The following is a 24,040-nucleotide window of genomic DNA, read 5'->3' on the forward strand; positions in this document are numbered from 1 at the left end:
GGGAATTGGAGGAAGGGGACGACTGACTCTATGACTGTACCGTCTTGGAAGGGGGCTTGACCAGGGGCGCGGCCGCATGGCGGCGCGCCCCGGCCACGCAGGCCACCACGGCCGCGGTGGCCAGCAGCATCGCGCCGCTGACCGGCTCGCCCAGCAGCCCGGCCGCCAGCCCCAGTCCCATGAAGGGCTGCAGCAGCTGCAATTGCCCGACCGCGGCGATGCCGCCCTGCGCCAGTCCGCGGTACCAGAAGAAAAAGCCGATGAGCATGCTAAAGAGCGAGACGTAGGCCAGCGCGTAGCGGGCGGGCGCCCCGACCTGCGACCAGTCGGGCGCGCGCGTGAAGGCGCACCAGAGCGCCATGGCCGGCAGGCACAGCAGCAGGCACCAGCAGATGACCTGCCAGCCGCCCAGGTGCCGCGACAGGCGCGCGCCCTCGGCGTAGCCGAAGCCGCAGGCCAGGATGGCCGCCAGCATCCAGGCATCGCCGCGCCAGGTGCCGCCCGCGTCCTGGGTGAGCGCGAAGGCCACCACGCAGGCGCTGCCGGCCAGCGCGAACAGCCAGAACGCCGCGGGCGGGCGCTCGGCGCCGCGCAGCACACCGAAGACGGCGGTCGCCAGGGGCAGCAGGCCGATGAACACCAGCGAGCGGGCCGCCGTGACGTGCTGCAGCGCAAAGGCGGTGAACAGCGGAAAGCCGACCACCACGCCCAGCGCCGTCAGCGCCAGGCCCGGCCAGTCCTGGGCGCGCGGGCGCGCCGGGCGCACCGCCGCCAGGATGCAAAGGGCCAGCAGGCCGGCGATGCAGGCCCGCGCGCTGGTCAGGAAAAAAGGGTCGATTTGCGCCACGGCCACGCGCGTGGCCGGCAGCGAGCCGCTGAAGATGGCCACGCCCAGCAGGCCGTTGAGCCAGGCGCGGGAAGCGGAAGAGGAGACGGCCATGAGGGAAGGGGTCTTGCAGCGCCGTGTCGGCAAGGGCATAGTTTGCCTGATTCCACGGAGCGAAGACATGCCGCAAGCCGCCCAGGCGCTACGCGCCATCTGGAACCTGGCCGGGCTGCCCGAAGCCGCGTTGGCCCATGCCGGGCTGACGGGGGCCGATCCCGTCTTTCCCTCTTCCTTCGCGGTGGGTGCGGCGGCGCAGTCGACGCTGGCCGCCGCCGGCCTGGCCGCCTGCGAGCTGGCGCACGCGCGCGGCGCGGCGCGCCGGCCGCTGTCGCTGGACATGCGCGAGGCCGCGATCGAGAGCACCGGCTGGTTCACGCTGGACGGCAAGGAGCCCGATTTCTGGGATCCGTTCACCGGGCTCTACCGCTGCCTGGACGGCCATGTGCGCATCCACGCCAACTTTGCGCATCACCGCGACGGCGCCTTGCAGGTGCTGGGCCTGTCGGCGCAGACCCATACCCGCGCCGACGCCGAGCGCCTGCTGGGCGCGTGGCGGGCGCTGGATTTCGAGGCCGCCTGCGCCGAACGCGGCCTGGTGGCGACCGCGCTGCGCAGCTTCGAGCAATGGGACGCCACGCCGCAAGGCCAGGCGGTGGCCGGCCAGCCGCTGATGACTTTCACGCGCATCGGCGATGCGCCGCCGCGCCAGCTGCCTGCCCTGCCCGAGGGCGCGCCGCCCCTGTCCGGCCTGCGGGTGCTGGACTTGACGCGTATCCTGGCCGGGCCGGTGGCCGGACGCACGCTGGCGGTACTGGGCGCGGACGTGATGCTGGTCAACGGGCCGCACCTGCCCAACATCTCGGCCATCGCCGAGACCAGCCGGGGCAAGCGTTCGGCGCAGGTGGACCTGCGCACCGAAGCCGGCCGCGCGGCCCTGTGGCGGCTGGTCGATACGGCCCATGTGTTCTCGCAGGGCTACCGGCCCGGCGGCCTGGCGCAGCGCGGCTTCTCGCCCGAGGCCCTGGCCCGCCGCCGTCCGGGCATCGTGTACGTGTCCTTGACGGCGTATGGCACCGAAGGGCCGTGGGCGCAGCGGCGCGGCTTCGATTCGCTGGTGCAGACCGCCATGGGCTTTAATCATGCCGAAGGGCTGGCGGCAGGGGCCGGGCAGCCGCGGCCCCTGCCCATGCAGATCCTGGACCAGGCCAGCGGCTTTTTGATGGCCTTCGGCGCGGCCGCCGCGCTGTGGCGCCAGCAGCGCGAGGGCGGCAGCTGGCACGTAGAGGTCTCGCTGGCGCAGACCGGGCACTGGCTGCGCGGGCTGGGCCGGGTGCCGGGCGGCCTGGACATCGACAGGCCAGAACTGGCCGGCTGCCTGGATTGCGAGGATTCGGGCTTCGGGCTGCTGTGCGCGGTGCGCCCGGCGCTGCACCTGGACGGGCGGCGGCTGGCCTATGGGCGGCGCTCGATGCCGCCGGGCAGCGCGGCGCCACGCTGGCAGTAGGAGCGGCCCGCCAGCATGAACAGCGCGGCCAGGCCCTGGATGGCGATGGCGCCCAGCAGCAAGGGCAGCGCGGCCTGCTGCATGCCCTGCGCCTGGGCGCCGGCCCAATAGGCCTGCGCCGCGCCGAACGCAGCCGGCGCGAAGGCGTAGGCGGCCTGTGCGATGGCCACGACGGCGGCCACCGCACGCGCCACGTCGGCAGGCGCGAAGTCTGCCTGCGCGACCAGGGGCGGCAACGAGGTGGCGTTGCCGATGCCCGAGCCGATCAGCGCCATGCCGGCCGCCAGCAGCCACATATCCGCCGGTCCGGCCGCCAGCAACAGGCCGCAGCCCGCGGCCTGGATGCCGTAGCCGGCCGCCGCCACCACGCGGCGCTGCGGCACGCGCCCGAGCACGCGCGCCGCGAGGCTGCGTCCGCCAATGGCGCACAGCGTGGCCAGGGCCATGAGCAGGCTGGCGCTGCGCGGGCCCACCTCCAGGCTGAGCAGGCGGTACAGGTGGGCCAGCAGCCCGATCTGGGCGAACAGGCCGGCCGCCATGCCGGCGGCCAGGGTCAGGAAGGCCTTGCTGGCATACAGCGCGCGGCCGGGCAGCTGCGGCGGCATGGCGCCGGCCGGGGCCGCGCCGGGCGGGCTCGACGGCTGCGCCGGCTCGCCATCGGGGTGCTGCCCCAGGGCCGCGGGCGTGCGCGCGAAGACGCGCCGCGACAGCCAGGCCACCACGCCGGTCATCACCGCGCCGACCATGACGGCCGCTGGGGTGAAGCCCACCGCCGCGATCAGGGCGACCCATAGTGGCGCGAACAGGGCCCCGCCCAGGCTGGCGCCGTTGTAGGCCTGGCCAAGCGCCGAAGGACGCTTGCGCACGTACCAGCGCGCGATCAGGGTATTGACCGCCACCGCGCCCATGGCCACCCATCCCGCGCCCGAGCACAGGGCGCTGGCGAACAGCTGCCAGGGCTGCTGGGCCAGCGACCAGCCCAGCACGCCCAGGGCGGTGAGGGCGGCGCCCAGCGTGGTGGTGGCGGGCAGTCCCAGCCCGGCATACAGGCGCGGCAGGTTGGCCACCACCAGCGCGCCGAACAGGAAGTGGACCGTGACGGCGGCCGAGACCAGGGGCAGGCTCCAGCCGGTGCGGTCCATGACGGCGGCCAGGTAGACGGCCGGGCCGTAGAAGCCCACGCCCCAGCCGAACAGCGCCAGCACGAAGGCGGCGCGAACGACCGTGGGGCCGTAGAAAGGCGGGACGGAAAAGGGGCGGGAAAGGGTTTTCATGGCAAAGGGCTTTTTAAGTGGGGGCCGCGGCACGGGCGCCTGGCCAACCCGTGCAATGCTAGGGAGCGCGCCGCGCGCGACGTTTCGCTGCGCAGCGAAGTGTGCGCGGTTTGCATTGCCCTATAGTGGGCGTTCCCGAACAGGAGTCCCGGCATGTCCACCCGCCTGCCGCCGCCGCGTCCGGCCAGCCTGAACGTCGCTTCCTTTGCGCAGACCGCCGCGTTGATCGGCGAGCTGGCGCGCGCCAACATGCTGCTGGCGCTGATGGACGGCCGGGCCCTGACCGCCGCCGAACTGGCCCGCGTGGCCGGCATCACCCCGCAGACCGCCAGCGCGCACCTGGCGCGCCTGGCGCAGGCCGGCCTGCTCGCCATGCAGCGGCAGGGGCGGCATCGCTACCATCGCCTGGCTTCGCCCGAGGTGGCGCGCATGATCGAAAGTGTGATGGCGGTGGCGGCCGGCCCGCAGCCGCCGGGCGCCGCGCCCCCGCGCCTGCCCGTGCCCGGCCCGCGCGATGCGGCGCTGCGCTACGCGCGCACCTGCTACGACCACCTGGCCGGTACCCTGGCCGTCACGCTGGCCGACCGCCTGGTGGCCGGCGGCCATGTGGTGATGCAGGGCGAGTCGGCGCGGCTGAGCGAGGATGGCCAGGGCCTGCTGCGGCGCCTGGGCATGGACCTGGAGGGCGGCAGGATGCAGCGTGCCCGCCGTGCGGGCGAGCGCGCCGTCTGCCGGCCGTGCCTGGACTGGAGCGAACGGCGCGCGCATCTGGCCGGGGCGGTCGGCGCCTTGTTCTGCGAGCATTGCCTGTCGCAGGGCTGGCTGCAGCGCCAGGCGGGCAGCCGGGCGGTGGCCCTGACGCCGCGCGGCAAGCGCGCGCTGGAAGAGGCGTTCGGGCTGCTGCCCTGAAGCGTCCGCAGCCCGGGCTGGCGCCGCGGGTTTTCAGGGCGCCTGCTTCAGGGCGCCTGCAAGCGGCTGCAGCCGGGCCCGGACAAGCGGCTCCTGCCGCCGGTCAGCGGCGTGACCTGGATCTGGGTGGCGATGCGCTCCTTGAGCGCGGGCACGTGCGAGATCACGCCGATCAGCTTGCCATCCTGCTGCAGGCCGGCCAGGGTTTCCAGGGCGGTGTCCAGGGCCTGCTCGTCCAGCGTGCCGAAGCCTTCGTCCAGGAACAGCGAATCGACCCGTACGTTGCGGCTGGCCATCTGCGACAGGCCCAGGGCCAGCGCCAGGCTGACGATGAAGCTCTCGCCGCCGGACAGGTTCTTGGTCGAGCGGATTTCGCCGGCCTGGTAGTTGTCGATGACGTTCAGTTCCAGCGGCTGCGCGGCATCGCGCACCAGCAGGTAGCGATCGCTCATTTTCTGCAGCTGGCGGTTGGCGTGCCCGACCATCAGCTCGAAGGTCAGGCCCTGCGCGAAGTTGCGGTATTTCTTGCCGTCGGCCGAGCCGATCAGTTCGTGCAGCGCGTCCCAGCGCGCGCACTCGCGCTGGCGCGCCTCGATGGCTTGCAGCCGCTCGCGCTGCTCTTGCCGCAGGGCCTGGTCCTGCTCCAGCTGCTTGCGGATGCCGCCGATCTGCTCGCGCGCCTGGGCGCATTGCCGCGCCAGCGCCTGGGCGGATTCCTGCAGCTCGTCCAGCGGCTGTTCGGTCAGGCGCTTGTCGCGCTCGGCTTGCAAGGCGCGCGCGGTCTCGCGCGTGCGCGCGGACAGGTCGGCCTGGGCGCGGGCCAGGCTGTCGGACTGCGCGGCCAGCGCGCGGCGCGTGTCCTCCGGCAGGCAGGCCGACAGGTACGCCTGCTCGTGGGCAAAACCCGCGGCGGCCAGCCGGGCCGCGAAAGCCTGGGCGGCGGCGTCCAGCTGGCCTGCGCGGGCCGCCATCGCCCGCTCCAGCGCGGCGATGCGGCCCTGGGCCTGGACCAGCGCCTGGCCCGCCGCCTCGCGCCGCATCCCGGCCTGCTCGTGCGCCTGGCGCGCCTGGTCCACCTGTTGCGCCGCCTGCGCCTGCACCGCGTCCGGCGGGCGATCGCCGAACAGGGCCTGGCGCTCCCGGGCCAGGTCATGGCGTTCTTGCGCCAGCGCCGCGAGACCGGCCTGCTGCGCCTGCAGCGTTGCGGTGTCGGCGGCGATGCGCTCGTCCAGCCCCTGCAGCTGCGCGTGCAGCTCGGCTTGCCGGCGCAGCAGCGCCTCGCGCCGCTGTGTGCGGGCTTGCCATTGCCCGCGGCGCTGCGCCAGCGTGGCCAGCGCGTCCTGCAAGGCCTGGGCCGTGCCCGCCTGGATGCCGTATGCGCCGACGTCCTCGCACAAGGCCTGCACCGCTTCTTGCAAAGCCGCTTGCAGCTGTTCTGCCTGGGCCTGCAGATCCTGCTGGCGCTGCAAGGCGGCCTGCTGCGCCTGCTCGGCCGCAAGCGCCCGGCGGTCGGCGTGCGCCCAGGCCTGGCGCGTGGCTTCCAGCTGCGCTTGCCGGGCCTGCAATTGCGCCTGCACCTCGTCCAGTTCGCGCAGGACCTCGCCGCAGCGCCGCGCCGCCGCTTCGTTCTGCCGCAAGGCCACGCCCAGGTGCTCGGCCAGCTCCTGCTCGTCCTGCGGCCAGCGCGCGCGCTCGGGCAGGCGCTCGGCCGCTTGCGCGATGGCCCGGCGGGCGCGCCCCGCCTGCTCGTGCAGGCGCTGCGTATCGTCGCGGGCCTGCTGCAGTTCGCGCTGCGCCCGGGCCTGTGCGATGCGGATGTCGCCGATGGCGCCCGCCACCGCGTGCAGCCACTCGCGCGCCTGCGCCAGCTGCCGGCGCGCCTGGTCGGGCTCGGGCACGTTGCCTTGCGCATAGGGGTGCTCGAGCGCGCCGCACAAGGGGCAGGGCTCGCCGTCCTGCAAGCCGTGGCGGGCCTGCTCCAGGTCGGCGATGCGTTGCAGCAGGACCAGCTGCGTCTGCAGCAGTTCGTGTTCGCGCTCGCGCTCGGCCTGCTCGGCGAGCCGGCCCCGCAGCTGCCGGTCCAGTTCCTCCAGCTGCTCGGCCAGGCGCTGCTCGCGTCCCCGCAGGTCTTCGAGCGCCTGCCGGGCCTGCAGCAGGCTGTCGGCCGCCGCGCCGGCCTGGGCGATCAATGCGCGCTGCTCAAGCAGCTGCGCATGCCGCTGGCGCCATTGCGCCGGCGTCTGCGCATCGAGCAGGGACAGGCGCGTGGCATCGAGCGCGTGCAGCGCCGCGGATTGCTCGTCCAGCTCTTGCTGGCGCAACTGCCGCTGCGCCTGGGCATCGGCCAGCGCCTGGGCGGCGGCTTGCTGCGCCTGCCCGGCCTGTCCTGCCTGGTCCTGCTTGTTCTGGCACAGCCGCTGCTGCGCCTGCAGGGCATCGTGCCGGCTGCGCAAGGCGGCCAGCTGTTCGAGCAAGGTTTCGTCCCGGCCGCTGGCCGCCAGCGCCTCGGCCAGCGAGGCCAGCTCCGCGGCGGCTTGCCGGGCTTGCAGGGCGGCCTGGCGCTGCTGGCCGCGCAAGTGTTCCAGCGCGGCGCCGCGCTGGTGCGCGTCTTGCCGCTCGCCGGCAAGGCGGTTGTCCTTCTCCTGGATGCGCAGGTCCAGCTCGCGCACGCGAAGCAGTATGGGGCGCCAGCGCGCTTCGTCGGCCAGCCGCTCGTCCAATCGGCGCCGGGCCTGGTCCTGCTCGGCCTGGGCCTGCGCCAGCGCATCGGCCAGGCCCGGCAGCGCCTCTTGCGCGGCCCGCAGGGCCTGGGCATCGTCCTGCTGCTGCCTGCGCAGGCCCTGCAAGGCGGCGTGCCCGCCGGCCAGCTCCAGCGCGCGCACGGCCGCATCGAGCCGGGCCTGCTGCGCGGCAAAGCCGGCCAACTGCTGCTGCAGGGCTTGCGCTTCCTGTTCCTGGGCTTGGCGGGCGGCTTGCAGCCGGGCGATATGCGAGAGCCATTCGATGGCGCGGCCGTGCTGCGCCAGTTCCTGCTGCAGGGCCTGCTCGTGCTCTTGCAACTGCGCCAGGCTGCCGGCCAGCGCCTGCTGCTGTTCCGGGGACAGCAGCCTCAGGCCCTGCAAGGCCGCCTGCTCCTGTTCGAGCAGGCGCCGCTGCTCGGCGCGCAACTCGTGCACGCGCATGGATATCTGGCTGTAGATCGCCGTGCCCGTGATCTGCTCCAGCAAGGGCGAGCGTTCGTCCGGCGCGGCTTGCAGGAAGGCCGCGAAGCCGCCCTGGGCCAGCAGCATCGAGCGGGTGAATCGCTCGAAATCCATGCCGGTCACCGCCTCGATCTGCTCGGCCACGCCGCGCAGCCTGGCCTGGAATATTTCGCCGCTGTCGGCGTTGGCGATCTCGTGCCGGGGCGGTTGCAGTTCGCCATCGGGCTTGCGCCGGGCGCGGTGCTGGCTCCAGTGGCAGCGATAGCGGCCCGCCGGCGTCTCGAAGGTGACCTCGGCAAAGCACTCGCCCGTCTGGCGCGACATGATCTCGTTGCCGCTCTTGGCCACCTTCGGCAGGCGCGGCGTGCGGCCGTACAGGGCCAGGCAGATGGCGTCCAGCAGCGTGGTCTTGCCCGCGCCGGTCGGCCCGGTGATGGCGAAGATGCCGTCGGCGGCATAGGCCGGGTGGGTCAGGTCCACCTGCCATTCCCCGGCCAGCGAGTTCAGGTTCTTCAGGCGGATCTGCAGGATGCGCATGCCGCTCGCCTATTGCGCCCGCGCGTCCTGCTGCTGCAGCGACAGCACCGCCTCGCGGTAGGCCTGCCGCAGCGCCTCGTGCTGCGCGGCGGGCACTTCGTGGGCGGCCAGGCAGCGCTCGAACACCTGGTGCTCGTCCAGGTCGTCCAGCGTTTCCCGCTCGTCGATGCGCGCCAGGATGCGTTCGGCCAGCCGGCTGTTCTTCACGCGCAGGATCTCGATGGGCGTGTCGGCCACCGCCGCGTCCAGCCGCTGGCGCAGGTCGCCGATCACGGCCTGGCCTTCGTAGATCACTTCCAGCCAGATGGGGGCGGCCGCGGCCTTGAGCTCGGCCAGGCGCGCCGCGATGGCGTCCCAGTCGCCGCGCACGCGCTCGAGCGCCTGGAAGACGGGGATGGGTAACTGCGCGACCTGCACGGCCGCGCGGCCTCCGGCCCCGGGCGGCTCGTCAAGCGTCACCAGGCACACGCTCTTGCCCTGCCGCGCCTCGCCAAAGCCCATGGGCAGCGGCGAGCCGCAATAGCGCAGATGCGCGTGCCCGCCCACCTGCTGCGCCACGTGCAGGTGGCCCAGCGCCAGGTAGTCCAGGCAGTCGGGAAAGATGCCCGCGCCCACGTGGGCCAGCGAGCCCACGTAGAGCTCGCGCACGCCGTCGCCTTCGATCGTGTGGCCGCCGGCCGTGAAAAGATGGCCCATGGCCACGATGGGCACCGGGCAATCGAGCGCCGCACGGCGGGCCTGCGCGGCCCGGGCCACCGCCGCGTAATGCGCGCCGATGCCTTCGAGCAGCTTGCGCTCCTTGTCCTGCAGGCTTTCGCCCGCCTCGGCCGTGCGGATGTCGCGGTCGCGCAGGTAGGGCACCGCGCATACCAGCAGCTCGGGCCGCCCCTGGGCATCGCGCAGCAGCAGCACCTCGTCGGCCGGATCGGGGCAGGGCTGGCCCACCACGTGCACCTGCAGCACCTTGAGCAGTTCCTTGGGCGCATCCAGGAAGGACGGCGAATCGTGGTTGCCCGCGATCACCACCACGTGCCGGCAGCGCGAAGCGGCCACGCGGCACAGGAAACGGTAGTACAGCTGCTGCGCGCGGTTGCTGGGCGTGCTGGTGTCAAAGACGTCGCCGGCCACCAGCAGCGCGTCCACCGCGTGCGTTTCGATGGCCTGCGCCAGCCAGTCCAGGAAGGCCTGGAACTCGTCGTAGCGGCTGCGGCCGTACAAGGCGCGGCCCAGGTGCCAGTCGGAGGTGTGCAGCAGGATCATCGGGCGGGGCGCCAGGGCCTAGGGTTGCGCCACGGGGCTGACAAAAAACACTTTCTTGACGTAGCGGTCGACCTCCCAATGGCCCTTGTAGCCTTCCGGCATCACGAACGGGTCGCCGGCCTGCAGCGCATGCACCGTGCCGTCGGGATCGACGATGCGGGCCTGGCCTTCGACGATATAGCCGAACTCGATATAGCCGGTGGTATCCGAGCGGAAAACGCCCGCGGTGCTTTCCCACACGCCAGCTTCGGCGCCGCCGCGCTCGGCGGTAAAGCCGGTGACGGTGCGAAACACCGTATCGCCCGAAACCGGGCGGCTGGGCTTGCGGACCTGGGGATCGACAAGGGGGCCGGCGCTAAAGCGCACGAGGCGAACGGGAGAATCTGGCATGGCGCTCTTGCGGTAAAGGGGGCCGGCGATGCGGGGCTGGCCGAAGCCGATATGGTAGGCGATGCGCGGCCAGGCGCTGCGAGGCGGCGGGGATGCCGGCCTACGCCGGGGGCCGGCTGCGCACGAACCGCTGCTCCAGGACTTCCCGGCCCCACCGCCGGCCGGGCGCTGCCTCGGCCAGCGCGAAGCCGGCCGATTCGTAGAGCCGGCGCGCCGCATCCAGGCCCTGGAAGGTCCATAGCTCGATGGCGGCGACACGCCGCGCATCGCAGAAATCCAGCGCCTGCCGCAGCAGCCGGCGTCCGGCGCCGGCGCCGCGCAGCCCTTCGTCCATGATGAACCAGCGCAGGTGCGCGCGATCCGGGCCCAGGTCTTGGCCGTCTATCGCCACCGAGCCCACGACGCGCTCGCCGTCCAAGGCCAGCCACAGCCCGTTGCACGGGTGGCGCAGCCGTGGCGCGAATTCGGCCAGGTCCCGCGCCACCTGGCTTTCGAAGTCCAGGCCAAAGCCCGCGTGGCGCGTATAGAAGCATGCATGCATCTGGACGATGCGGCCCAGGGCGCCGGGCCGATGGCCGGGCTCGATCCGCAGCGGCGGGGGCGGCGCGGGGCGGCCGCCTTCCCGGCGAGCCGTCAGCGCCCGGGCGTACGCGGCCAGGCCGGCGGCCACCTCGTGCTGCTGTGGCGGCGCAAGGCCCGCCAGCGCCGTGCTTACCTGCCTTCGCCCATAGGCCTGGATCGCGGCGTGCGTGCGCCGGCCCTTGGCGGTCAGGGCCAGCCATTTCACGCGGCCATCGGCCCGGCTGGCCGATTCCTTCAGCTCGCCGGCCTGGACCAGCTTGCGCAGCATGCGGCTGACGCTGGACTTCTCCAGCCGCAGCAATTCGCCCAGCTGCGCGGCGGTCATGCGCCCCTGCGCGCCGATCTCCAGGATGGCGTGCACCGCCGAAGGCGGATAGCCCGTGGCGGCCAGGGTGGCCTGCATGAACCCAAGCTCGCGCACCATCTGGCGCGAGGCGGCGCGAATCTCATCGACCAATGCAAGACCGGGGCTGGGCATGGCTTTCTCCATATGGTTGCATCATACAACTATATGGGCCGCCTGCGCAGGCCGCGCGGCGGCCCGGCGGCGGGCGCGGCTGGGCCGGGGCCGGGTCGCATTGATGCGCGCGCCCTGCCCATGTACCATCTTTCGCCTTTGCCGCGCCGCCCTTGCCAGGCCCGCGCCGCCGCCTCGGCGCCGGCCGCCAGCCCGCAAGAGGCCGGCGATTCTCCAGCCCGTTTTTGCAAGGACCGCAGCATGGCCACCTCCGACACCCAGACCGCATCGATTCCCAGCCCCGATGGCGAGCGCGCCGCATCCGGCGCGCAGCAGGCCGCCGCGCGCATCCAGACGGTGGGTGTGGTCGGCGGCGGGCTGATCGGCCTGAGCTGGGCCGCGCTGTTCCTGGCGCGCGGCCTGGACGTGATCGTCTACGACCCCAGCGAAGCCGCCGAAAAGGACGTGCAGCCCTTCATCGAGGCGGCCTGGACGGGCCTGGCCGAGCTGGGCCTGACGCTGCAGGCCGCGCCGCGCCTGCCGCGCTTTACCACCCGCATGCAGGACCTGGCCGGTGCCGACTTCGTGCAGGAGAACGGCCCGGACCGCATCGAGGTCAAGCGCAAGATCATCGCCGCCATCGAGGCGGCCGTGCGCGCCGACGTGCCGATCGCCTCGAGCACCTCCTCGCTGATCGCCTCGGACATCCAGGCCGAGGCGGCGCACCCGCAGCGCATCCTGGTGGCGCATCCCATGAATCCGCCCCACATGGTGCCGCTGGTCGAGCTGGTGGCCGGCAAGCTCACCGACGCGCGCTTCGTCGACCTGGCCGAGGCCTTCTACCAGCGCATGCAGCGCGTCACCATCCGCGTGCGCAAGGAAGTGGTCGGCCACCTGGCCAACCGCCTGACCTCGGCCCTGTACCGCGAGGCCGTGCACATCGCCGCCGAAGGCATCGCCAGCGTCGAGGACATCGACAAGGCCATGAGCTACGGCCCGGGCCTGCGCTGGGCGCTGATCGGCCCGCACATGACCTATCACCTGGGCGGCGGCAAGGGCGGCTATCGACACTACCTGGACCACCTGGGCCCCACGCAGGAGAACCGCTGGAAGGAGCTGGGCTCGCCGGCGCTGACCGAGGCGGTCAAGGCGCAGCTGGTGCAGGGCGTGCAAGAGGAAATGAAATCGCAGGACACGGCCACGCTGGTCGACAGAAGGGACGCGGCGCTGGCGGCGGTGCTGAAGATCAAGAAGCAGTATGGGTTTTGAGATCACCGGCGAGTATGCTTGCCGGCAAGCCTATTCCTAAGGTTTTCCACAATGACCGATACGCTCGACGGCCTGAGCCGCCAACTGGACCAGTTCGCCAAGGAGCGGGACTGGCAACAGTTCCATTCGCCCAAGAATCTCGCTTGCGCGCTGACCGTAGAGGCCGGCGAACTGCTGGAGCACTTCCAATGGATGACCGAGGCCGACAGCCGGCGGCTTGCGCCGGAAAAGCGCGAGGCGGTGGGCACGGAGATCGCCGACGTGCTGCTTTACCTCATCCAGCTGTCCAACGCGCTGGGCATTGATCCGGTGGCGGCGGCGCAGGCCAAGCTGCTGGCCAATGCGAGGAAGTACCCCGTCGAGCTGTCCAGGGGCCATAGCAGGAAGTATGACGAGCTTTGAATAGCGGAAGGCGGCGGCGATGATTGTCTACCAGGCGAGCAAGGCCCAGTTCCTTGAGCATGTGTGGCGAGATGACATAGAGGAAGTAATGGTCCGGCATGTGCGCAGCGCCGGGATCGGCGCCGGTGCCGAAAGCGAAATCCGATCGTGGAAGCATTCCCTGTTTGAGATGGCCAAGGTGCTTCATGACGAGGAGATTCCGGCGGACTCCGACGTGGCCATTGAATATCAGTTGCCAAGGATGTCCAAGCGGATTGATTTCATGATCACCGGCGAGGACGATGATGGCCGCGCCAAGGTCGTCATCATCGAGCTGAAGCAATGGTCCAAATCCAGGCGCAGTGAAAAGGACGCCGTAGTTTGGGCGCACCGCGGCGGCCGCGCCGGCGAGACGGAAGGGCCGCATCCGTCGTACCAGGCATGGTCCTATGCCATGTGCCTGAAAGACTTCAATGCGGCGGTACAGGACGGAGATATCGGCCTGCAACCGTGCGCCTATCTGCACAACCATCCTAGGGATGGAGAGATAGACCATCCCCATTATCGCGAACATATCGATCAGGCGCCGCTGTTCCTCAAGAACGACAGGGACAAATTGCGCCGGTTCATCAGTGCCCATGTGCGGCGCGGCGACCGCAGGAAAACGCTTTATGCCATCGAGAACGGCCGTATACAGCCCTCCAGGATGCTGATGGAGCATGTCGCGGGCCTGCTGCAAGGCAGGAGCGAATTCATACTGATCGACGATCAGAAGCTGGTGTACGAAACTATCCTGCAGGTCGAAAAACGTGCCGCGCAACGCAAGCAGGTGGTGATCGTCCAGGGAGGACCCGGAACAGGCAAATCGGTGCTGGCGATCAACCTGCTTGGCGCCTTGATTGGAAACAAGCGTAACGCACGCTATGTGTCGAAGAACAGCGCGCCGAGGGCCGTTTATGAGGCCAAGCTCACGGGCACATTTACCAAGACCCGGATAAGCAACCTGTTTAGCGGATCGGGGTCCTTCGTCGATATCGAACCGGACACCTACGATGTATTGATCGTGGATGAAGCGCATCGACTCAACGAAAAGAGCGGCCGGTATCGCAACAAGGGCCAGAACCAAGTCTGGGAGTTGATTCGGGCTGCCCGATGCGCGGTGTTCTTCGTGGACGACGACCAGCGCGTCACGTTGTTCGACATCGGGCACACTGAGGAACTCCGGCGTCATGCGCAGGCGCTGGATGCCGAGATCACGGAACTGGAACTGGCCTCTCAGTTCCGCTGCAATGGCTCGGATGGCTATCTGGCTTGGCTGGACGACACTCTGGAAATCCGGCCGACGGCTAACCAGCGTCTTGATACCGGCGAATACGATTTCCAGGTATTCGACGATCCTGCCAAACTGCATGAATCGATAGAAAAAAAGAACCGCGCCAATAACCGATCGCGTGTGGTCGCCGGATATTGCTGGCGCTGGCCCAGCAAAAAGATGCCAAGCGCATGGGACATCGAACTGCCTGAGTTCGGCTACCGTCGCCGCTGGAACCTGGACAAGGACGGCAGCCTGTGGATCGTGAAACCCGGCTCTGTGTCGGAGGTGGGCTGCATACACACCAGCCAAGGACTCGAACTGGACTATGTCGGCGTCATCATCGGCCCGGACCTGACGTACCAGGATGGCCGCATCGTGACCGACGCGACGCGGCGCGCACGTTCCGACCAGTCTGTTCGCGGGTTGAAGAAAATGATGCGCGAAGATCCCCAGCGTGCCACCAGATTGGCCGATGCCATCGTCAAGAATACCTATCGGACATTGATGACCCGTGGCATGAAGGGTTGTTATGTGTACTGCACCGACGCGCCCCTGGCGAATTACTTGCGCAGCCGTCTGGTTCCGATGTCAGGTTCGGCGCAGCGCAAGGCAGAAACTCGGAGCTCGAATGTATTGCCCTTGCGTATCGTCTCCGCCGAAGAGCGGGCAGCAGGCATGCCCGCTGCGCCGCTGATGGAACTGAAAGCGGCGGCCGGGGCCTTTTCCGACGTACAAGCGCTACAAGCCTGCGCCCGAGCCTGGGTGGAAATTCCTGACTGGATCAACCCGCAGCCGGGCCTGTTTGTTGCGCAGGTGGTGGGCGAATCGATGAACCGCCGTATCCCCAACGGCGCTTGGTGCTTGTTCCGGGCCAATCCAGCTGGCACACGGGTGGGCAAGGTGGTGCTTGCGCAGTCTCGGGCAATCCAGGATCCCGAGACAGGTGGGCGCTATACGGTAAAGGTTTATTCGAGTGAGAAAGCGGCGACAGAGGATGGGGGGTGGACTCACACGCGCATCATCCTTAGCCCGGACTCGACTCATCCCGGCTACAAGCCTATCGTTATCGAAAGCGAAGACGATCATGAGGATTTCGCCATCATCGGGGAAATGTTGACCGTCCTGGCCGCGCCGTCAGCCCCTGCTTGATCTCGCCCCCCCGCAATACGTCCTAGAATGGCCGTCTTCAATACAACGATGGAGACGACCCCCATGATTCCTGTATCGCGTTTTTGCGCCCCCTTTGCCCTTGCGCTGGCGGCTTGCGCCCCCGCCGCCATCGCGCAGTCCGCCGACGGCTATCCCGCCGCGCCGGTCACCATGGTCGTCGGCTGGGCGGCCGGCGGGCCTGCCGACGCCGTGGCGCGCATGGTGGCCGCCGAAATGGGCAAGCACCTGGGCCAGGCCATCGTGATCGACAACAAGGGCGGGGCCGGCGGCAACATCGGTTCGGTAGCCGCCGCGCGCGCGCGCCCCGACGGCTACACCATCATGCTGGCGACGGTGGCCTCGCACGGCCTGAACTCCGCGCTGTACGACAACATCGGCTACGACCCCATCAAGGACTTCGCGCCCATCGGCCTGATCAACACCTCGCCCTCGACGATGCTGGTGCCGGTGGATTCGCCGTTCAAGTCGGTGCAGGACTACGTGGCGCAGGCCCGCCAGAACCCGGGCAAGCTGACCTACGCCTCGGGCGGGGTCGGCTCGTCGCAGCACCTGGCCGGCGCAAGCTTCAAGGCCCGTACCGGGGTCGACATCCTGCACGTGCCGTTCAAGGGCACGGCGCCGGCGCTGACCGACGTCATGGCGGGCCGCGTCGACATGATCATCACCACGGGCGGCGTGGCGCCCATCTCCTCGGGCAAGGTGCGGCCCCTGGCCATCACCGCCAGGCAGCGCATCCCCGCCCTGCCCGACGTACCCACCTTCGACGAGGCCGGCGTCGAGGGCTTCTACATGGATTCCTGGTATGGGCTGGTCGCGCCGGCAGGCACGCCGCGGCCCATCCTGGAGACGCTCAACGCCGCCCTGGGCAAGGCGCTGCAAAGTCCCGAGCTGCGCCAGCGCTTCGTCGAGCTCGGTTCGGTGCCGGCCGAGCCCATGTCGCCCGACGCCTATTGGGACATGGTCAAGCAGGGCATGGACGAAGCGGCCGAATTGGTGCGGATCTCGGGGGCCAAGCAGGAGAACTGAGCCGCGTGTCAAGCTGGGGGCTTTGTTGCGGCGGCGCGGCACGGCCGCTTGCTTGTGGGGCAGGCGTAGCGGTCGTGCTTACTTCCCGATGCAGAAGCGGGAAAAAATCTCCCCCAGCAACTCCTCGCTGCCAAACGCCCCCGTCACCTTCCCCAGCGCATCATGCGCCAGCCTCAGCTCCTCGGCGAACAGATCCAGCACCCGGTCGTCCTGCGCCGCATGCCCAGCGGCCAGCACCAGGTGCTCGCCCGCTTCCTGCAAGGCCAGCACGTGCCGCTGCCGGGCCAGCCACGGCGATTCCCCGCCGGGCGTCCAGCCCGCCAGCCGCAATAGCTCGACCCGCAGCTCGTCCAGCCCCCGCCCCGTCTTGGCCGACACCGCGATCCGCCCGGTCTGCATGCCCGGCCACTCGGCCAGCAGGTCGGACTTGTTCCACACGGCCAGCACCGGGGTGCTGGGATTGCGGCGCGCCGCAATCGCCGCGTCCAGCACGCTGTTGGGCTGGGTGGCGTCCTGCAGGTGCACGATGACGTCGGCGCGCTCGATCTCGCTCCAGCTGCGCGCGATGCCCAGCCGCTCGACCGTGTCCTCGGTCTCGCGCAGGCCCGCCGTATCGACGATGTGCAGCGGCACGCCTTCGATGTGGATCTGCTGCACCACCTTGTCGCGCGTGGTGCCGGCGATGTCGGTGACGATGGCCACCTCTTCGCCGGCCAGGGCGTTGAGCAGGCTGGACTTGCCCACGTTGGGTTCGCCCGCCAGCACCACGTGCAGGCCCTCGCGCAGCACGGCGCCCTGGCGGGTGTGCGCCAGCAGCACGTCCAGCGTCTGGCGCAAGCCGTCCAGCGTTTCGCGCGCCTGGTATTTCTCCAGGAATTCGATTTCTTCTTCCGGAAAGTCCAGCGTGGCCTCCACCAGCATGCGCAGGTGCACGATGCGTTCGGCCAGCGCATGCACCTCGCGCGAGAAGCGGCCCGACAGCGAGGCGATGGCGCCGCGCGCGGCGGCCTCCGATGAGGCCTCGATCAGGTCGGCCACGGCCTCGGCCTGGGCCAGGTCCAGGCGTTCGTTCAGGAAGGCGCGGCGGGTGAATTCGCCCGGCTCGGCCAGCCGCAGGCCCATCGATTGGCCTGCGCGCAGGCAGCGGGCCAGCACGCGGCGCAGCACCGCCGGTCCGCCGTGGCCCTGCAGTTCCAGCACGTGCTCGCCCGTGTAGGAATGCGGCGCGGCAAAGCGCAGCGCCAGGCCTTCGTCCAGCAATTCGCCCTGCTCGTCGGTGAAGGGCAGGAAATGCGCATGGCGCGGCGTCAGTTCGCGCTGGAACAGCGCCTGCGCCAGCGCGGGCACGCAGGGTCCGGAGATGCGGATGACGCCGATGCCGGCGCGCCCGGGCGCGGTGGCGATGGCGATGATGGAGTCTTGGTCGGAGGCGGCCATGGAAAGCGGGGCGGGGTGTGCGAGGGAAGGCTGGCAGACGCCAATATAACTGTGCCCCTGGGACCGTGCCGGGCGCGCTGCGCGGCGACCCCCGCGCGCAGCACCCGCCCCGCCGCTACCCCGCCGCCGCTACCAGCGGCGCGCACACCTCCCGCAGGATCTCCACCAGCCTTTCCTCCGCCCACAGCGGCGTTTCGCGCCGCTGACGGATCAGCGCCACCGGCGGCAGGCTCCAATCCAGTTTCCAGCTCACGATGCCCACGTCGCCGCGCCGCGCCATGTCGCGCGCCAGCGCCTCGGGCAGGATGGAGACCAGGGTGGCGTCGTCGCGCAGCATGCTGGCGATCAAGTCCAGGCTGTAGGTTTCCAGCACCGGCACGGGCGGCTCGGCCTGCGCGCGCGTAAAGAGCTCGGTCACCACCATGCCGATGGGTGTGGCCGGCGAGGGTAGGATCCAATTCATCTTCGCCAGCTGGCGCCAGTCCGGCTGGCGGCGTGCCAGGCGGCGGGCCAGCGAGGGGTGAGCGACCAGCGCGGGTCTTTGCGGATACAACACCTCGTGGGTGAAGCCGTATTCGCTGTTGGCCGGCGAGGGCCGGCCGATGAGGCAATCGATCTCGTAGCGCGCCAGGGCCTGGCTGAGCTGGTCGCTGGTGGCGCGGGTCAGGGTGCAGACGACCTGATGGCGCGCATGCAATGCGCTCAGGGCGGCCTTGAGCAGTTCGCCGGAAATATAGGGTACCGCGCCGATGTGCAGGCGCGCGCCGTAGCCGGCCCGGGCGCTGTCGATTTCCTGGCCCCAGTTTTCCAGTTCCTGCAGCATCTGGCGCGCACGCACCAGAGCCAGTCGTCCCAGCGTGGTGGGCTGCAGGCGCGCGCCGCGCACGAACAGCGGCGCGCCGAATAGGGCTTCCAGTTCGGCCAGGGTCTTGGTGGCGGCCGGCTGGCTGACGCCCGAGGCACGCGCGGCGCGGGTCAGCGTGCCATGGCGGGCGATGCCCTCGAGCAGGAGCAGGTGCCGGGTCTTCAGGCGCGAGAGCAGGCGCGTGTAGGTGGGTGTCATGGTCGGCGGCAAGGGCAGGAGGAGGGGAACGGACGGCGTTTCTGCTGGCGACCAGCATAACTATACGGTTATCGATCCATAATAAAAAACCCCGCAGACGTTATTCGTGCTTCCTATACTTCCAGGACATGACAACCGGCGACCTGCCGGCCAGCCACCCGGAACGCCCATGTCCGACACCTTCACCACCCGGCCCGAGATACAGGGCACCTTCGGCGTCGTCTCCTCCACGCACTGGATCGCCTCGCAGGTGGCCATGAGCGTGCTCGAGCGCGGCGGCAATGCCTTCGACGCGGCAGTGGCTGGCGGCTTCGTGCTGCAAGTGGTCGAGCCGCACTTGAACGGCCCGGGCGGCGAGGCGCCCATCCTGTTCTGGAGCGAGGCCGAGCAGCGCGTGCGCGCGCTGTGCGGCCAGGGCCCGGCGCCGGCGCTGGCGCAGGCCGGGTTCTTTCGCGGCATGGGGCTGGAGCAGGTGCCCGGCATCGGCCTGCTGCCGGCTTGCGTGCCCGGCGCCTTCTGCGCCTGGCTGACCCTGCTGCGCGATTACGGCACCTGGGAGCTGGCCGACGTGATGGCCCCGGCCATCGCCTATGCCGAGCAAGGTTTTCCGCTGGTGCCGCGCGTGGTGGCTGCCATCACCGCCGTGGCCGAGCTGTTCCGCCAGGAGTGGCCGAGTTCGGCGCAGGTCTGGCTGCCCGAGGGCAAGGTGCCGCAGGCCAACGCCCTGTTTCGCCTGCCGGTGCTGGCGCGCACCTATCGCAGGATCGTCGAGGACGCGCAGGCGGCCGGCACGCGCCAGGCGCGCATCGAGGCGGCCATGCAAAGCTGGTCCGAGGGCTTCGTGGCCGAGGCGGTCGATGCCTTCTACCGCCAGGCCCGGCTGCGCGACACCACGGGCGAGCGCAGCGGCGGCTTGCTGCGCCGCGAGGACATGGCGGCCTGGCGGCCGGGCTACGAAGATCCCGTCACGCAGGACTACGGCCGCTATACCGTGGCCAAGTGCGGGCCCTGGTCGCAGGGGCCGGTGTTCCTGCAGCAGCTGGGCATGCTGCGCCACCTGGGGTTGGGCGATCATGCGCCCGATTCCTTCGGCTTCGTGCATCGCATCGCCGAGGCCGCCAAGCTGGCGCTGGCGGACCGCCTGGCCTGGTATGGCGACCCCATCCACGAGGACGTGCCGCTGGCGGCGCTGCTCTCGGACGACTATGCCCGCGCGCGCGCCGCGCGCATCGGCGCGCAGGCGCTGCACGAACTGCTGCCCGGCGAGCCGGCCGGGCGCGCCGCGCGCCTGCCCGACCTGCAGGTGCCCGCCCGCACGCTGGCGCAGGCCGACACGCGCTACGGCGTGGGCGAGCCCACCTTCGCGCAGCTGCCGCCCGTCGGGCAATGGCTGGCCAAGGAGGTGTTCGTGGGCGATACCTGCCACATCGACGTGATCGATGCGCAAGGCAACATGGTGGCGGCCACGCCCTCGGGCGGCTGGCTGTCGTCCAGCCCTGCCGTGCCGGGCCTGGGCTTTTCGCTGACCACGCGCCTGCAGATGAGCTGGCTGGACGAGCGCGTGCCCGGCCGGCTGTTGCCGGGCAAGCGACCTGCCACCACGCTCTCGCCGGGGCTGGCGCTGCGCGATGGCCGGCCCTACATGGTGTTCGGCACGCCGGGGGGCGACCAGCAGGACCAATGGACCGTGGCCTTTTTCCTGCGCCACGTCGAGCACGGCATGAACCTGCAGCAGGCCATCGACGCGCCTGCCTGGCATGTGGACCACGGCCCGTCCTCGTTCTGGCCGCGCACGGTTGCGTACAACCGCCTGACGGTGGAGTCGCGCATGCCCCAGGCCACGCTGGAGGCCCTGCGCGCCGCGGGCCACGAGGTGGTGGTGGGCGGGCCCTGGTCCGAGGGGCGCATCAGCGCCTGTACGCGCGAACCCGGCCTGAACGGTGGGCTGCGCCTGCGCGCGGCCGCCAACGCCCGGGGCATGCAGGGCTATGCGGTGGGCCGCTAAGGCCAGCGGGCCCAGGGGCCAGCCGATATCGGTAGTTCCGTTTTCCAACAGAGTTCCGGCACCCGGGCCGGAACATAGACCTTCCAGGGGAATCACGATGTTTTCGTTCAAGACCTTGCTCAAGACCTTCGCGGCCGGCCTGTTCCTGGCCGCCGCCGGCGCCCAGGCGGCGTATCCCGACAAACCCGTGACGCTGATCGTGCCTTGGGCGCCGGGCGGCTCGACCGACATCCTGGCGCGCGTGCTGTCGGACCACCTGAGCAAATCCATGGGCCAGACCTTCGTGGTTGAGAACAAGTCGGGCGCTTCCGGCAACATCGGTTCGGCCCTGGTGGCGCGCGCCAAGCCGGACGGCTATACGCTGCTGGTCGGCTCGATGAGCACGCACACCATGAACGAGGCGCTGTTCAGCAGCATGCCCTTTGACGGCGTGCAGGACTTCACGCCCATCGCCGAGCTGGCGCTGGTGACCAACACCATGGTGGTCAACGCAGAGCTGCCGGTCGATTCGGTGGCCGAATTGATCGAATACGCCAAGGCCAATCCCAATGCCATCGCCTACGCCTCGGCCGGCCCCGGCTCGACCAACCACCTGAGTGCGGCGATGTTCCAGAAGGCCACCGGCGTGGAAATGGTGCACGTGCCTTACCGCGGCGGCGCGCCGGCGGTACTGGATACGGCCGCCAACCGTACGCAGCTGTTCTTCAGCGCCGGCACGCAAACCTTGCCGCACGTGAAATCGGGCAAGCTCAAGCTGCTGGCCGTCACCGAGGCCCAGCGCTCGCCGCTGCTGCCCCAGACGCCTACGGTGGCCGAGACCGTGCCCGGCTACGAGCTGGCGGTGTGGTACGGCGCCTTCGGTCCCAAGGGCATGGACCCCGAGCTGGTGCGGCGCCTGAACAAGGAGATCAACGCCGTGCTGGCCCGCCCCGAGGTGATCGAGAAGATGAACGGCATGGCGGTGGAGCTGCGCCAGAGCACGCCCGAGGACTTCGCCCGGCTGCTGCGGGCCGATGCCGACAAGTACGGCAAGCTGGTGCGCGAATTGGGCATCAAGGCTGAGTGATGCAGGCAGGCAATGAGACCGGCGGCTGGCTTCCGGCCGTCGAGGCCCTGGCCGGCGCGATGGAGCGGGGCGACGGGCTGGCGGCGCTGGCCGCCATCGACAGCTTGGCCGGCGCGCAGCTGGCACATGCCCTGTTCACCGTCAACCGGTTCGATGCCCCGGCCATGCGGGTGGTGCGGCTTTACAGCTCCAATCCGGCGGCGTATCCCGCGGGCGGCAGCAAGGACAAGCGCGGCACCGAGTGGGGCCGGCACGTGCTGCTGGAGCGGCGCGTGTTCGTGGGCGAAGGCGCCGACGCCATCCGGCAGGCCTTCGACGACCATGCGGCCATCGCCGCGCTGGGCCTGCGCTCGGTCATCAACGTGCCGGTGGTGCTGCGCCAGGCTTGCCTGGGCACCGTCAACTTCCTGATGCGCAGCGAGCATGTCTCGGCCGAGCAGCTAGGCGCCGCGCGCCTGGCCGCGCTGCATGCCGTGCCGGCCTTCGGGCTGCTGGGGCTGGCGCCGGCGGCTATATGAAAAATCCGTCTGAAGTAAGAGCCAGACGTTCGTTTGCCGGGCATGAGGGCCTGGGGATAATGCCTGAACCCATTCTCCAGGCCCGTGCCCATGCCATCGCCCGCCGCTTCGAACTGGACCTTGCAGCGCCTGGCCGCCACGGCTGGCGTGGCGCTGGTGCTGGCCGCGCTGGCCCTGACCGCGCCGGCCACCGCGCAGGCCGACGGCGGCCCGTTCCTTACGGCTTCGGCCGCCGCGCAATCAGCGTCCCGCTGACCGCCCAGTTCTGCGGCGCCACATCCTCGAACACCACGAACACGCTTTGCGGGTTGGCGCCGCCATGCTCGACCATGGCCTGCGTGACGGCCTGGGCGATGGCGGCCTTCTGGTCTTCGGTGCGTCCTTCGATCAATTCGATGCGTACATAGGGCATGGCGGCTCCTCGGCGATGGTCACGGGCGGCCGCGGCGGGCCGTGCGGCAATGATATAGGCGGCGCGCGCGGGCGGCGATCGGTTTATGCGCCGAGGCTCTGACCAAAGGCCCAGATCTTCTTTTGCGCGCCGGCCGGGGCTGCCCATAATGGTCCGCCACTTTCCCCTTAGCGGACCTGCCCATGAAATCGTTTCTTTCCCGGTTCTCCAACCGTCTTGCCGCGCGTGTCCTGGCCGCGCTGACCCTGGCCGCCGTGGCCGCCACCGGCCCGGCCGCCGCGCAGGCCGAAGGCCGCCTTCGCATCGCCGAACAGTTCGGCATCGTCTACCTGCTGCTGAACGTGGCGCGCGACCAGCAACTGATCGAAAAGCACGGCAAGGCCGCCGGCGTGGACATCCAGGTCGAGTGGCTACGGCTCTCGGGCGGGGCGGCCGTCAACGACGCGCTGCTCTCGGGCGCGGTGGACATCGCCGGCGCCGGCGTGGGCCCGCTGCTGACCATCTGGGACCGCACGCGCGGGCGCCAGAACGTCAAGGGCGTGGCCTCGCTGGGCAACTTCCCCTACTACCTGGTCAGCAACAACCCGGCGGTCAGGACGATCGAGGACTTCACCGACAAGGACCGCATCGCCGTGCCGGCCGTGGGCGTGTCGGTGCAGTCGCGCGTGCTGCAGCTGGCCGCTTCCAAGGTCTGGGGCAAGGACCAGTATGCGCGCCTGGATCCCATCACCGTGGCCCTGCCGCACCCGGACGCGGCCAACGCCATCATCTCCGGCGGCACGGAGATCACCGGGCATTTCGGCAACCCGCCGTTCCAGGAGCAGGAGCTGGCCGGCAACCCCAACGCCCGCATCGTGCTCAATTCCTACGATGTGCTGGGCGGGCCGGCCTCGGCAACCGTGTTGTTCGCCACCGAGAAGTTCCGCAACGACAATCCCAAGACCTACGCCGCCTTCCAGGCCGCGCTGGCCGAGGCCGCCCGCTTCATCGCCGAGCAGCCCGAGCAGGCCGCCGAAACCTACATCCGGGTGACCGGCGCCCGGATCGACAAGGACTTCCTGGTCAGGATCATCACCAACCCCGAAATCCAGTTCACGCTGCGCCCGCAAAACACCTTCCAGCTGGCGCGTTTCATGCACCAGGTGGGGGCGATCAAGAACGAACCGGCTTCGTGGCAGGACTACTTCTTCGAGGACGAGGCCACGGCGCAGGGCAGCTGAGCCGTTTTGCCCCCCGGCAGGGGTTTCCCGATGGCTCCCGGGATTCCCTGCGTCGCCACGGGCGCGGCCTTGCGGCTTTATGGTAAGAATGCATCGTCGCCCGCGCGATGCCCGTGCCCCGCGGCCGGCGGAAATGGATTGTTGCCTTTTCGCCGG

General features: G+C 70.2%; 20 protein-coding genes. 11 read left to right on the forward strand and 9 right to left on the reverse strand.

Annotation, left to right across the window (positions count from 1 at the left end):
• Positions 1–28 precede the first annotated feature (28 nt).
• On the reverse strand, positions 29–940 hold the full coding sequence (locus tag V8Z80_RS10290) for a DMT family transporter (RefSeq protein WP_336061953.1): 912 nt from the start codon (positions 938–940) through the stop codon (positions 29–31).
• A 67-nt stretch (positions 941–1,007) separates the two neighbouring features.
• On the opposite strand from V8Z80_RS10290, the gene V8Z80_RS10295 reads away from it, so the two are divergent.
• Positions 1,008–2,390, forward strand: coding sequence for a CoA transferase (locus V8Z80_RS10295; protein ID WP_336061954.1), 1,383 nt, complete (start codon positions 1,008–1,010; stop codon positions 2,388–2,390).
• Here V8Z80_RS10295 and V8Z80_RS10300 read toward each other — a convergent pair.
• Positions 2,339–3,664 carry an MFS transporter gene (locus V8Z80_RS10300; protein ID WP_155194451.1) on the reverse strand — a complete coding sequence of 442 codons (1,326 nt, stop codon included), beginning with the start codon at positions 3,662–3,664 and terminating at the stop codon, positions 2,339–2,341. The two genes, V8Z80_RS10295 and V8Z80_RS10300, sit on opposite strands and share 52 nt — an antisense overlap.
• A gap of 153 nt (positions 3,665–3,817) precedes the next feature.
• Between V8Z80_RS10300 and V8Z80_RS10305 the strand changes: the two genes are divergently transcribed.
• On the forward strand, positions 3,818–4,573 hold the full coding sequence (locus V8Z80_RS10305) for an ArsR/SmtB family transcription factor (protein ID WP_155194449.1): 756 nt from the start codon (positions 3,818–3,820) through the stop codon (positions 4,571–4,573).
• Between the two features lie 47 nt (positions 4,574–4,620).
• Here the strand turns inward: V8Z80_RS10305 and V8Z80_RS10310 are convergent, their stop codons facing one another.
• The 4 genes from V8Z80_RS10310 to V8Z80_RS10325 form a co-directional block, all read right to left on the reverse strand.
• On the reverse strand, positions 4,621–8,313 hold the full coding sequence (locus V8Z80_RS10310; protein ID WP_336061955.1) for an AAA family ATPase: 3,693 nt from the start codon (positions 8,311–8,313) through the stop codon (positions 4,621–4,623).
• A 9-nt stretch (positions 8,314–8,322) separates the two neighbouring features.
• Positions 8,323–9,573, reverse strand: coding sequence for an exonuclease SbcCD subunit D C-terminal domain-containing protein (locus V8Z80_RS10315; RefSeq protein WP_336061956.1), 1,251 nt, complete (start codon positions 9,571–9,573; stop codon positions 8,323–8,325).
• A gap of 18 nt (positions 9,574–9,591) precedes the next feature.
• Entirely contained in the window at positions 9,592–9,963 is a 372-nt protein-coding gene (locus V8Z80_RS10320) for a cupin domain-containing protein (RefSeq protein ID WP_155194444.1), read from the reverse strand.
• Between the two features lie 100 nt (positions 9,964–10,063).
• Positions 10,064–11,023 carry a helix-turn-helix domain-containing GNAT family N-acetyltransferase gene (locus V8Z80_RS10325; RefSeq protein WP_336061957.1) on the reverse strand — a complete coding sequence of 320 codons (960 nt, stop codon included), beginning with the start codon at positions 11,021–11,023 and terminating at the stop codon, positions 10,064–10,066.
• A gap of 240 nt (positions 11,024–11,263) precedes the next feature.
• Between V8Z80_RS10325 and V8Z80_RS10330 the strand changes: the two genes are divergently transcribed.
• From V8Z80_RS10330 to V8Z80_RS10345, 4 genes are all read left to right on the forward strand, one after another.
• Complete coding sequence (locus V8Z80_RS10330) at positions 11,264–12,271, forward strand: 3-hydroxyacyl-CoA dehydrogenase NAD-binding domain-containing protein (protein WP_336061958.1); 1,008 nt, start codon at positions 11,264–11,266, stop codon at positions 12,269–12,271.
• Between the two features lie 51 nt (positions 12,272–12,322).
• The gene (locus tag V8Z80_RS10335; RefSeq protein WP_336061959.1) at positions 12,323–12,673 is read left to right on the forward strand and encodes a nucleotide pyrophosphohydrolase; all 351 of its coding nucleotides are present in this window, start codon (positions 12,323–12,325) and stop codon (positions 12,671–12,673) included.
• A 19-nt stretch (positions 12,674–12,692) separates the two neighbouring features.
• Entirely contained in the window at positions 12,693–15,116 is a 2,424-nt protein-coding gene (locus tag V8Z80_RS10340; RefSeq protein WP_155194437.1) for a DNA/RNA helicase domain-containing protein, read from the forward strand.
• Between the two features lie 63 nt (positions 15,117–15,179).
• On the forward strand, positions 15,180–16,163 hold the full coding sequence (locus V8Z80_RS10345) for a Bug family tripartite tricarboxylate transporter substrate binding protein (RefSeq protein ID WP_336061960.1): 984 nt from the start codon (positions 15,180–15,182) through the stop codon (positions 16,161–16,163).
• A gap of 78 nt (positions 16,164–16,241) precedes the next feature.
• Here the strand turns inward: V8Z80_RS10345 and mnmE are convergent, their stop codons facing one another.
• Together mnmE and V8Z80_RS10355 are read right to left on the reverse strand one after the other, a co-directional pair.
• Complete coding sequence (gene mnmE / locus V8Z80_RS10350) at positions 16,242–17,600, reverse strand: tRNA uridine-5-carboxymethylaminomethyl(34) synthesis GTPase MnmE (protein ID WP_336061961.1); 1,359 nt, start codon at positions 17,598–17,600, stop codon at positions 16,242–16,244.
• A 115-nt stretch (positions 17,601–17,715) separates the two neighbouring features.
• Positions 17,716–18,663: a LysR family transcriptional regulator gene (locus V8Z80_RS10355; RefSeq protein ID WP_336061962.1), complete on the reverse strand. Its 948-nt coding sequence runs from the start codon at positions 18,661–18,663 to the stop codon at positions 17,716–17,718.
• 169 nt (positions 18,664–18,832) lie between these two features.
• Between V8Z80_RS10355 and V8Z80_RS10360 the strand changes: the two genes are divergently transcribed.
• The 4 genes from V8Z80_RS10360 (at position 18,833) to V8Z80_RS10375 (ending at position 22,507) form a co-directional block, all read left to right on the forward strand.
• Positions 18,833–20,668 carry a gamma-glutamyltransferase family protein gene (locus V8Z80_RS10360; protein WP_336061963.1) on the forward strand — a complete coding sequence of 612 codons (1,836 nt, stop codon included), beginning with the start codon at positions 18,833–18,835 and terminating at the stop codon, positions 20,666–20,668.
• Positions 20,669–20,765: 97 nt separating this feature from the next.
• Entirely contained in the window at positions 20,766–21,734 is a 969-nt protein-coding gene (locus V8Z80_RS10365; protein ID WP_336061964.1) for a Bug family tripartite tricarboxylate transporter substrate binding protein, read from the forward strand.
• The gene (locus V8Z80_RS10370; RefSeq protein ID WP_336061965.1) at positions 21,734–22,252 is read left to right on the forward strand and encodes a GAF domain-containing protein; all 519 of its coding nucleotides are present in this window, start codon (positions 21,734–21,736) and stop codon (positions 22,250–22,252) included. The genes V8Z80_RS10365 and V8Z80_RS10370 overlap by 1 nt, the downstream gene beginning before the upstream one ends.
• Positions 22,253–22,342: 90 nt before the next feature.
• Positions 22,343–22,507, forward strand: coding sequence for a hypothetical protein (locus V8Z80_RS10375; protein ID WP_336061966.1), 165 nt, complete (start codon positions 22,343–22,345; stop codon positions 22,505–22,507).
• Here V8Z80_RS10375 and V8Z80_RS10380 read toward each other — a convergent pair.
• Complete coding sequence (locus tag V8Z80_RS10380) at positions 22,470–22,811, reverse strand: 2-hydroxymuconate tautomerase (RefSeq protein WP_155194430.1); 342 nt, start codon at positions 22,809–22,811, stop codon at positions 22,470–22,472. The genes V8Z80_RS10375 and V8Z80_RS10380 overlap by 38 nt on opposite strands.
• A gap of 35 nt (positions 22,812–22,846) precedes the next feature.
• Between V8Z80_RS10380 and V8Z80_RS10385 the strand changes: the two genes are divergently transcribed.
• Positions 22,847–23,884, forward strand: a complete 1,038-nt coding sequence (locus V8Z80_RS10385; protein ID WP_336061967.1) for an ABC transporter substrate-binding protein — start codon at positions 22,847–22,849, stop codon at positions 23,882–23,884.
• Positions 23,885–24,040 lie beyond the last annotated feature (156 nt).

The organism is Orrella sp. JC864 (assembly GCF_037026685.1).
Taxonomy (GTDB): Bacteria; Pseudomonadota; Gammaproteobacteria; order Burkholderiales; family Burkholderiaceae_B; genus Orrella.

What these genes read in the sequence shown, in the direction of transcription:
- V8Z80_RS10310 (WP_336061955.1), bottom strand. Translation starts at nt 8,313, where the DNA reads ATGCGCATCCTGCAGATCCGCCTGAAGAACCTGAACTCGCTGGCCGGG.
- V8Z80_RS10370 (WP_336061965.1), top strand. Translation starts at nt 21,734, where the DNA reads ATGCAGGCAGGCAATGAGACCGGCGGCTGGCTTCCGGCCGTCGAGGCC.
- mnmE (WP_336061961.1), bottom strand. Translation starts at nt 17,600, where the DNA reads ATGGCCGCCTCCGACCAAGACTCCATCATCGCCATCGCCACCGCGCCC.
- V8Z80_RS10290 (WP_336061953.1), bottom strand. Translation starts at nt 940, where the DNA reads ATGGCCGTCTCCTCTTCCGCTTCCCGCGCCTGGCTCAACGGCCTGCTG.
- V8Z80_RS10300 (WP_155194451.1), bottom strand. Translation starts at nt 3,664, where the DNA reads ATGAAAACCCTTTCCCGCCCCTTTTCCGTCCCGCCTTTCTACGGCCCC.
- V8Z80_RS10320 (WP_155194444.1), bottom strand. Translation starts at nt 9,963, where the DNA reads ATGCCAGATTCTCCCGTTCGCCTCGTGCGCTTTAGCGCCGGCCCCCTT.
- V8Z80_RS10365 (WP_336061964.1), top strand. Translation starts at nt 20,766, where the DNA reads ATGTTTTCGTTCAAGACCTTGCTCAAGACCTTCGCGGCCGGCCTGTTC.
- V8Z80_RS10340 (WP_155194437.1), top strand. Translation starts at nt 12,693, where the DNA reads ATGATTGTCTACCAGGCGAGCAAGGCCCAGTTCCTTGAGCATGTGTGG.
- V8Z80_RS10325 (WP_336061957.1), bottom strand. Translation starts at nt 11,023, where the DNA reads ATGCCCAGCCCCGGTCTTGCATTGGTCGATGAGATTCGCGCCGCCTCG.
- V8Z80_RS10380 (WP_155194430.1), bottom strand. Translation starts at nt 22,811, where the DNA reads ATGGGCAGCCCCGGCCGGCGCGCAAAAGAAGATCTGGGCCTTTGGTCA.
- V8Z80_RS10385 (WP_336061967.1), top strand. Translation starts at nt 22,847, where the DNA reads ATGAAATCGTTTCTTTCCCGGTTCTCCAACCGTCTTGCCGCGCGTGTC.
- V8Z80_RS10330 (WP_336061958.1), top strand. Translation starts at nt 11,264, where the DNA reads ATGGCCACCTCCGACACCCAGACCGCATCGATTCCCAGCCCCGATGGC.
- V8Z80_RS10305 (WP_155194449.1), top strand. Translation starts at nt 3,818, where the DNA reads ATGTCCACCCGCCTGCCGCCGCCGCGTCCGGCCAGCCTGAACGTCGCT.
- V8Z80_RS10355 (WP_336061962.1), bottom strand. Translation starts at nt 18,663, where the DNA reads ATGACACCCACCTACACGCGCCTGCTCTCGCGCCTGAAGACCCGGCAC.
- V8Z80_RS10315 (WP_336061956.1), bottom strand. Translation starts at nt 9,573, where the DNA reads ATGATCCTGCTGCACACCTCCGACTGGCACCTGGGCCGCGCCTTGTAC.
- V8Z80_RS10295 (WP_336061954.1), top strand. Translation starts at nt 1,008, where the DNA reads ATGCCGCAAGCCGCCCAGGCGCTACGCGCCATCTGGAACCTGGCCGGG.
- V8Z80_RS10345 (WP_336061960.1), top strand. Translation starts at nt 15,180, where the DNA reads ATGATTCCTGTATCGCGTTTTTGCGCCCCCTTTGCCCTTGCGCTGGCG.
- V8Z80_RS10375 (WP_336061966.1), top strand. Translation starts at nt 22,343, where the DNA reads ATGCCATCGCCCGCCGCTTCGAACTGGACCTTGCAGCGCCTGGCCGCC.
- V8Z80_RS10360 (WP_336061963.1), top strand. Translation starts at nt 18,833, where the DNA reads ATGTCCGACACCTTCACCACCCGGCCCGAGATACAGGGCACCTTCGGC.
- V8Z80_RS10335 (WP_336061959.1), top strand. Translation starts at nt 12,323, where the DNA reads ATGACCGATACGCTCGACGGCCTGAGCCGCCAACTGGACCAGTTCGCC.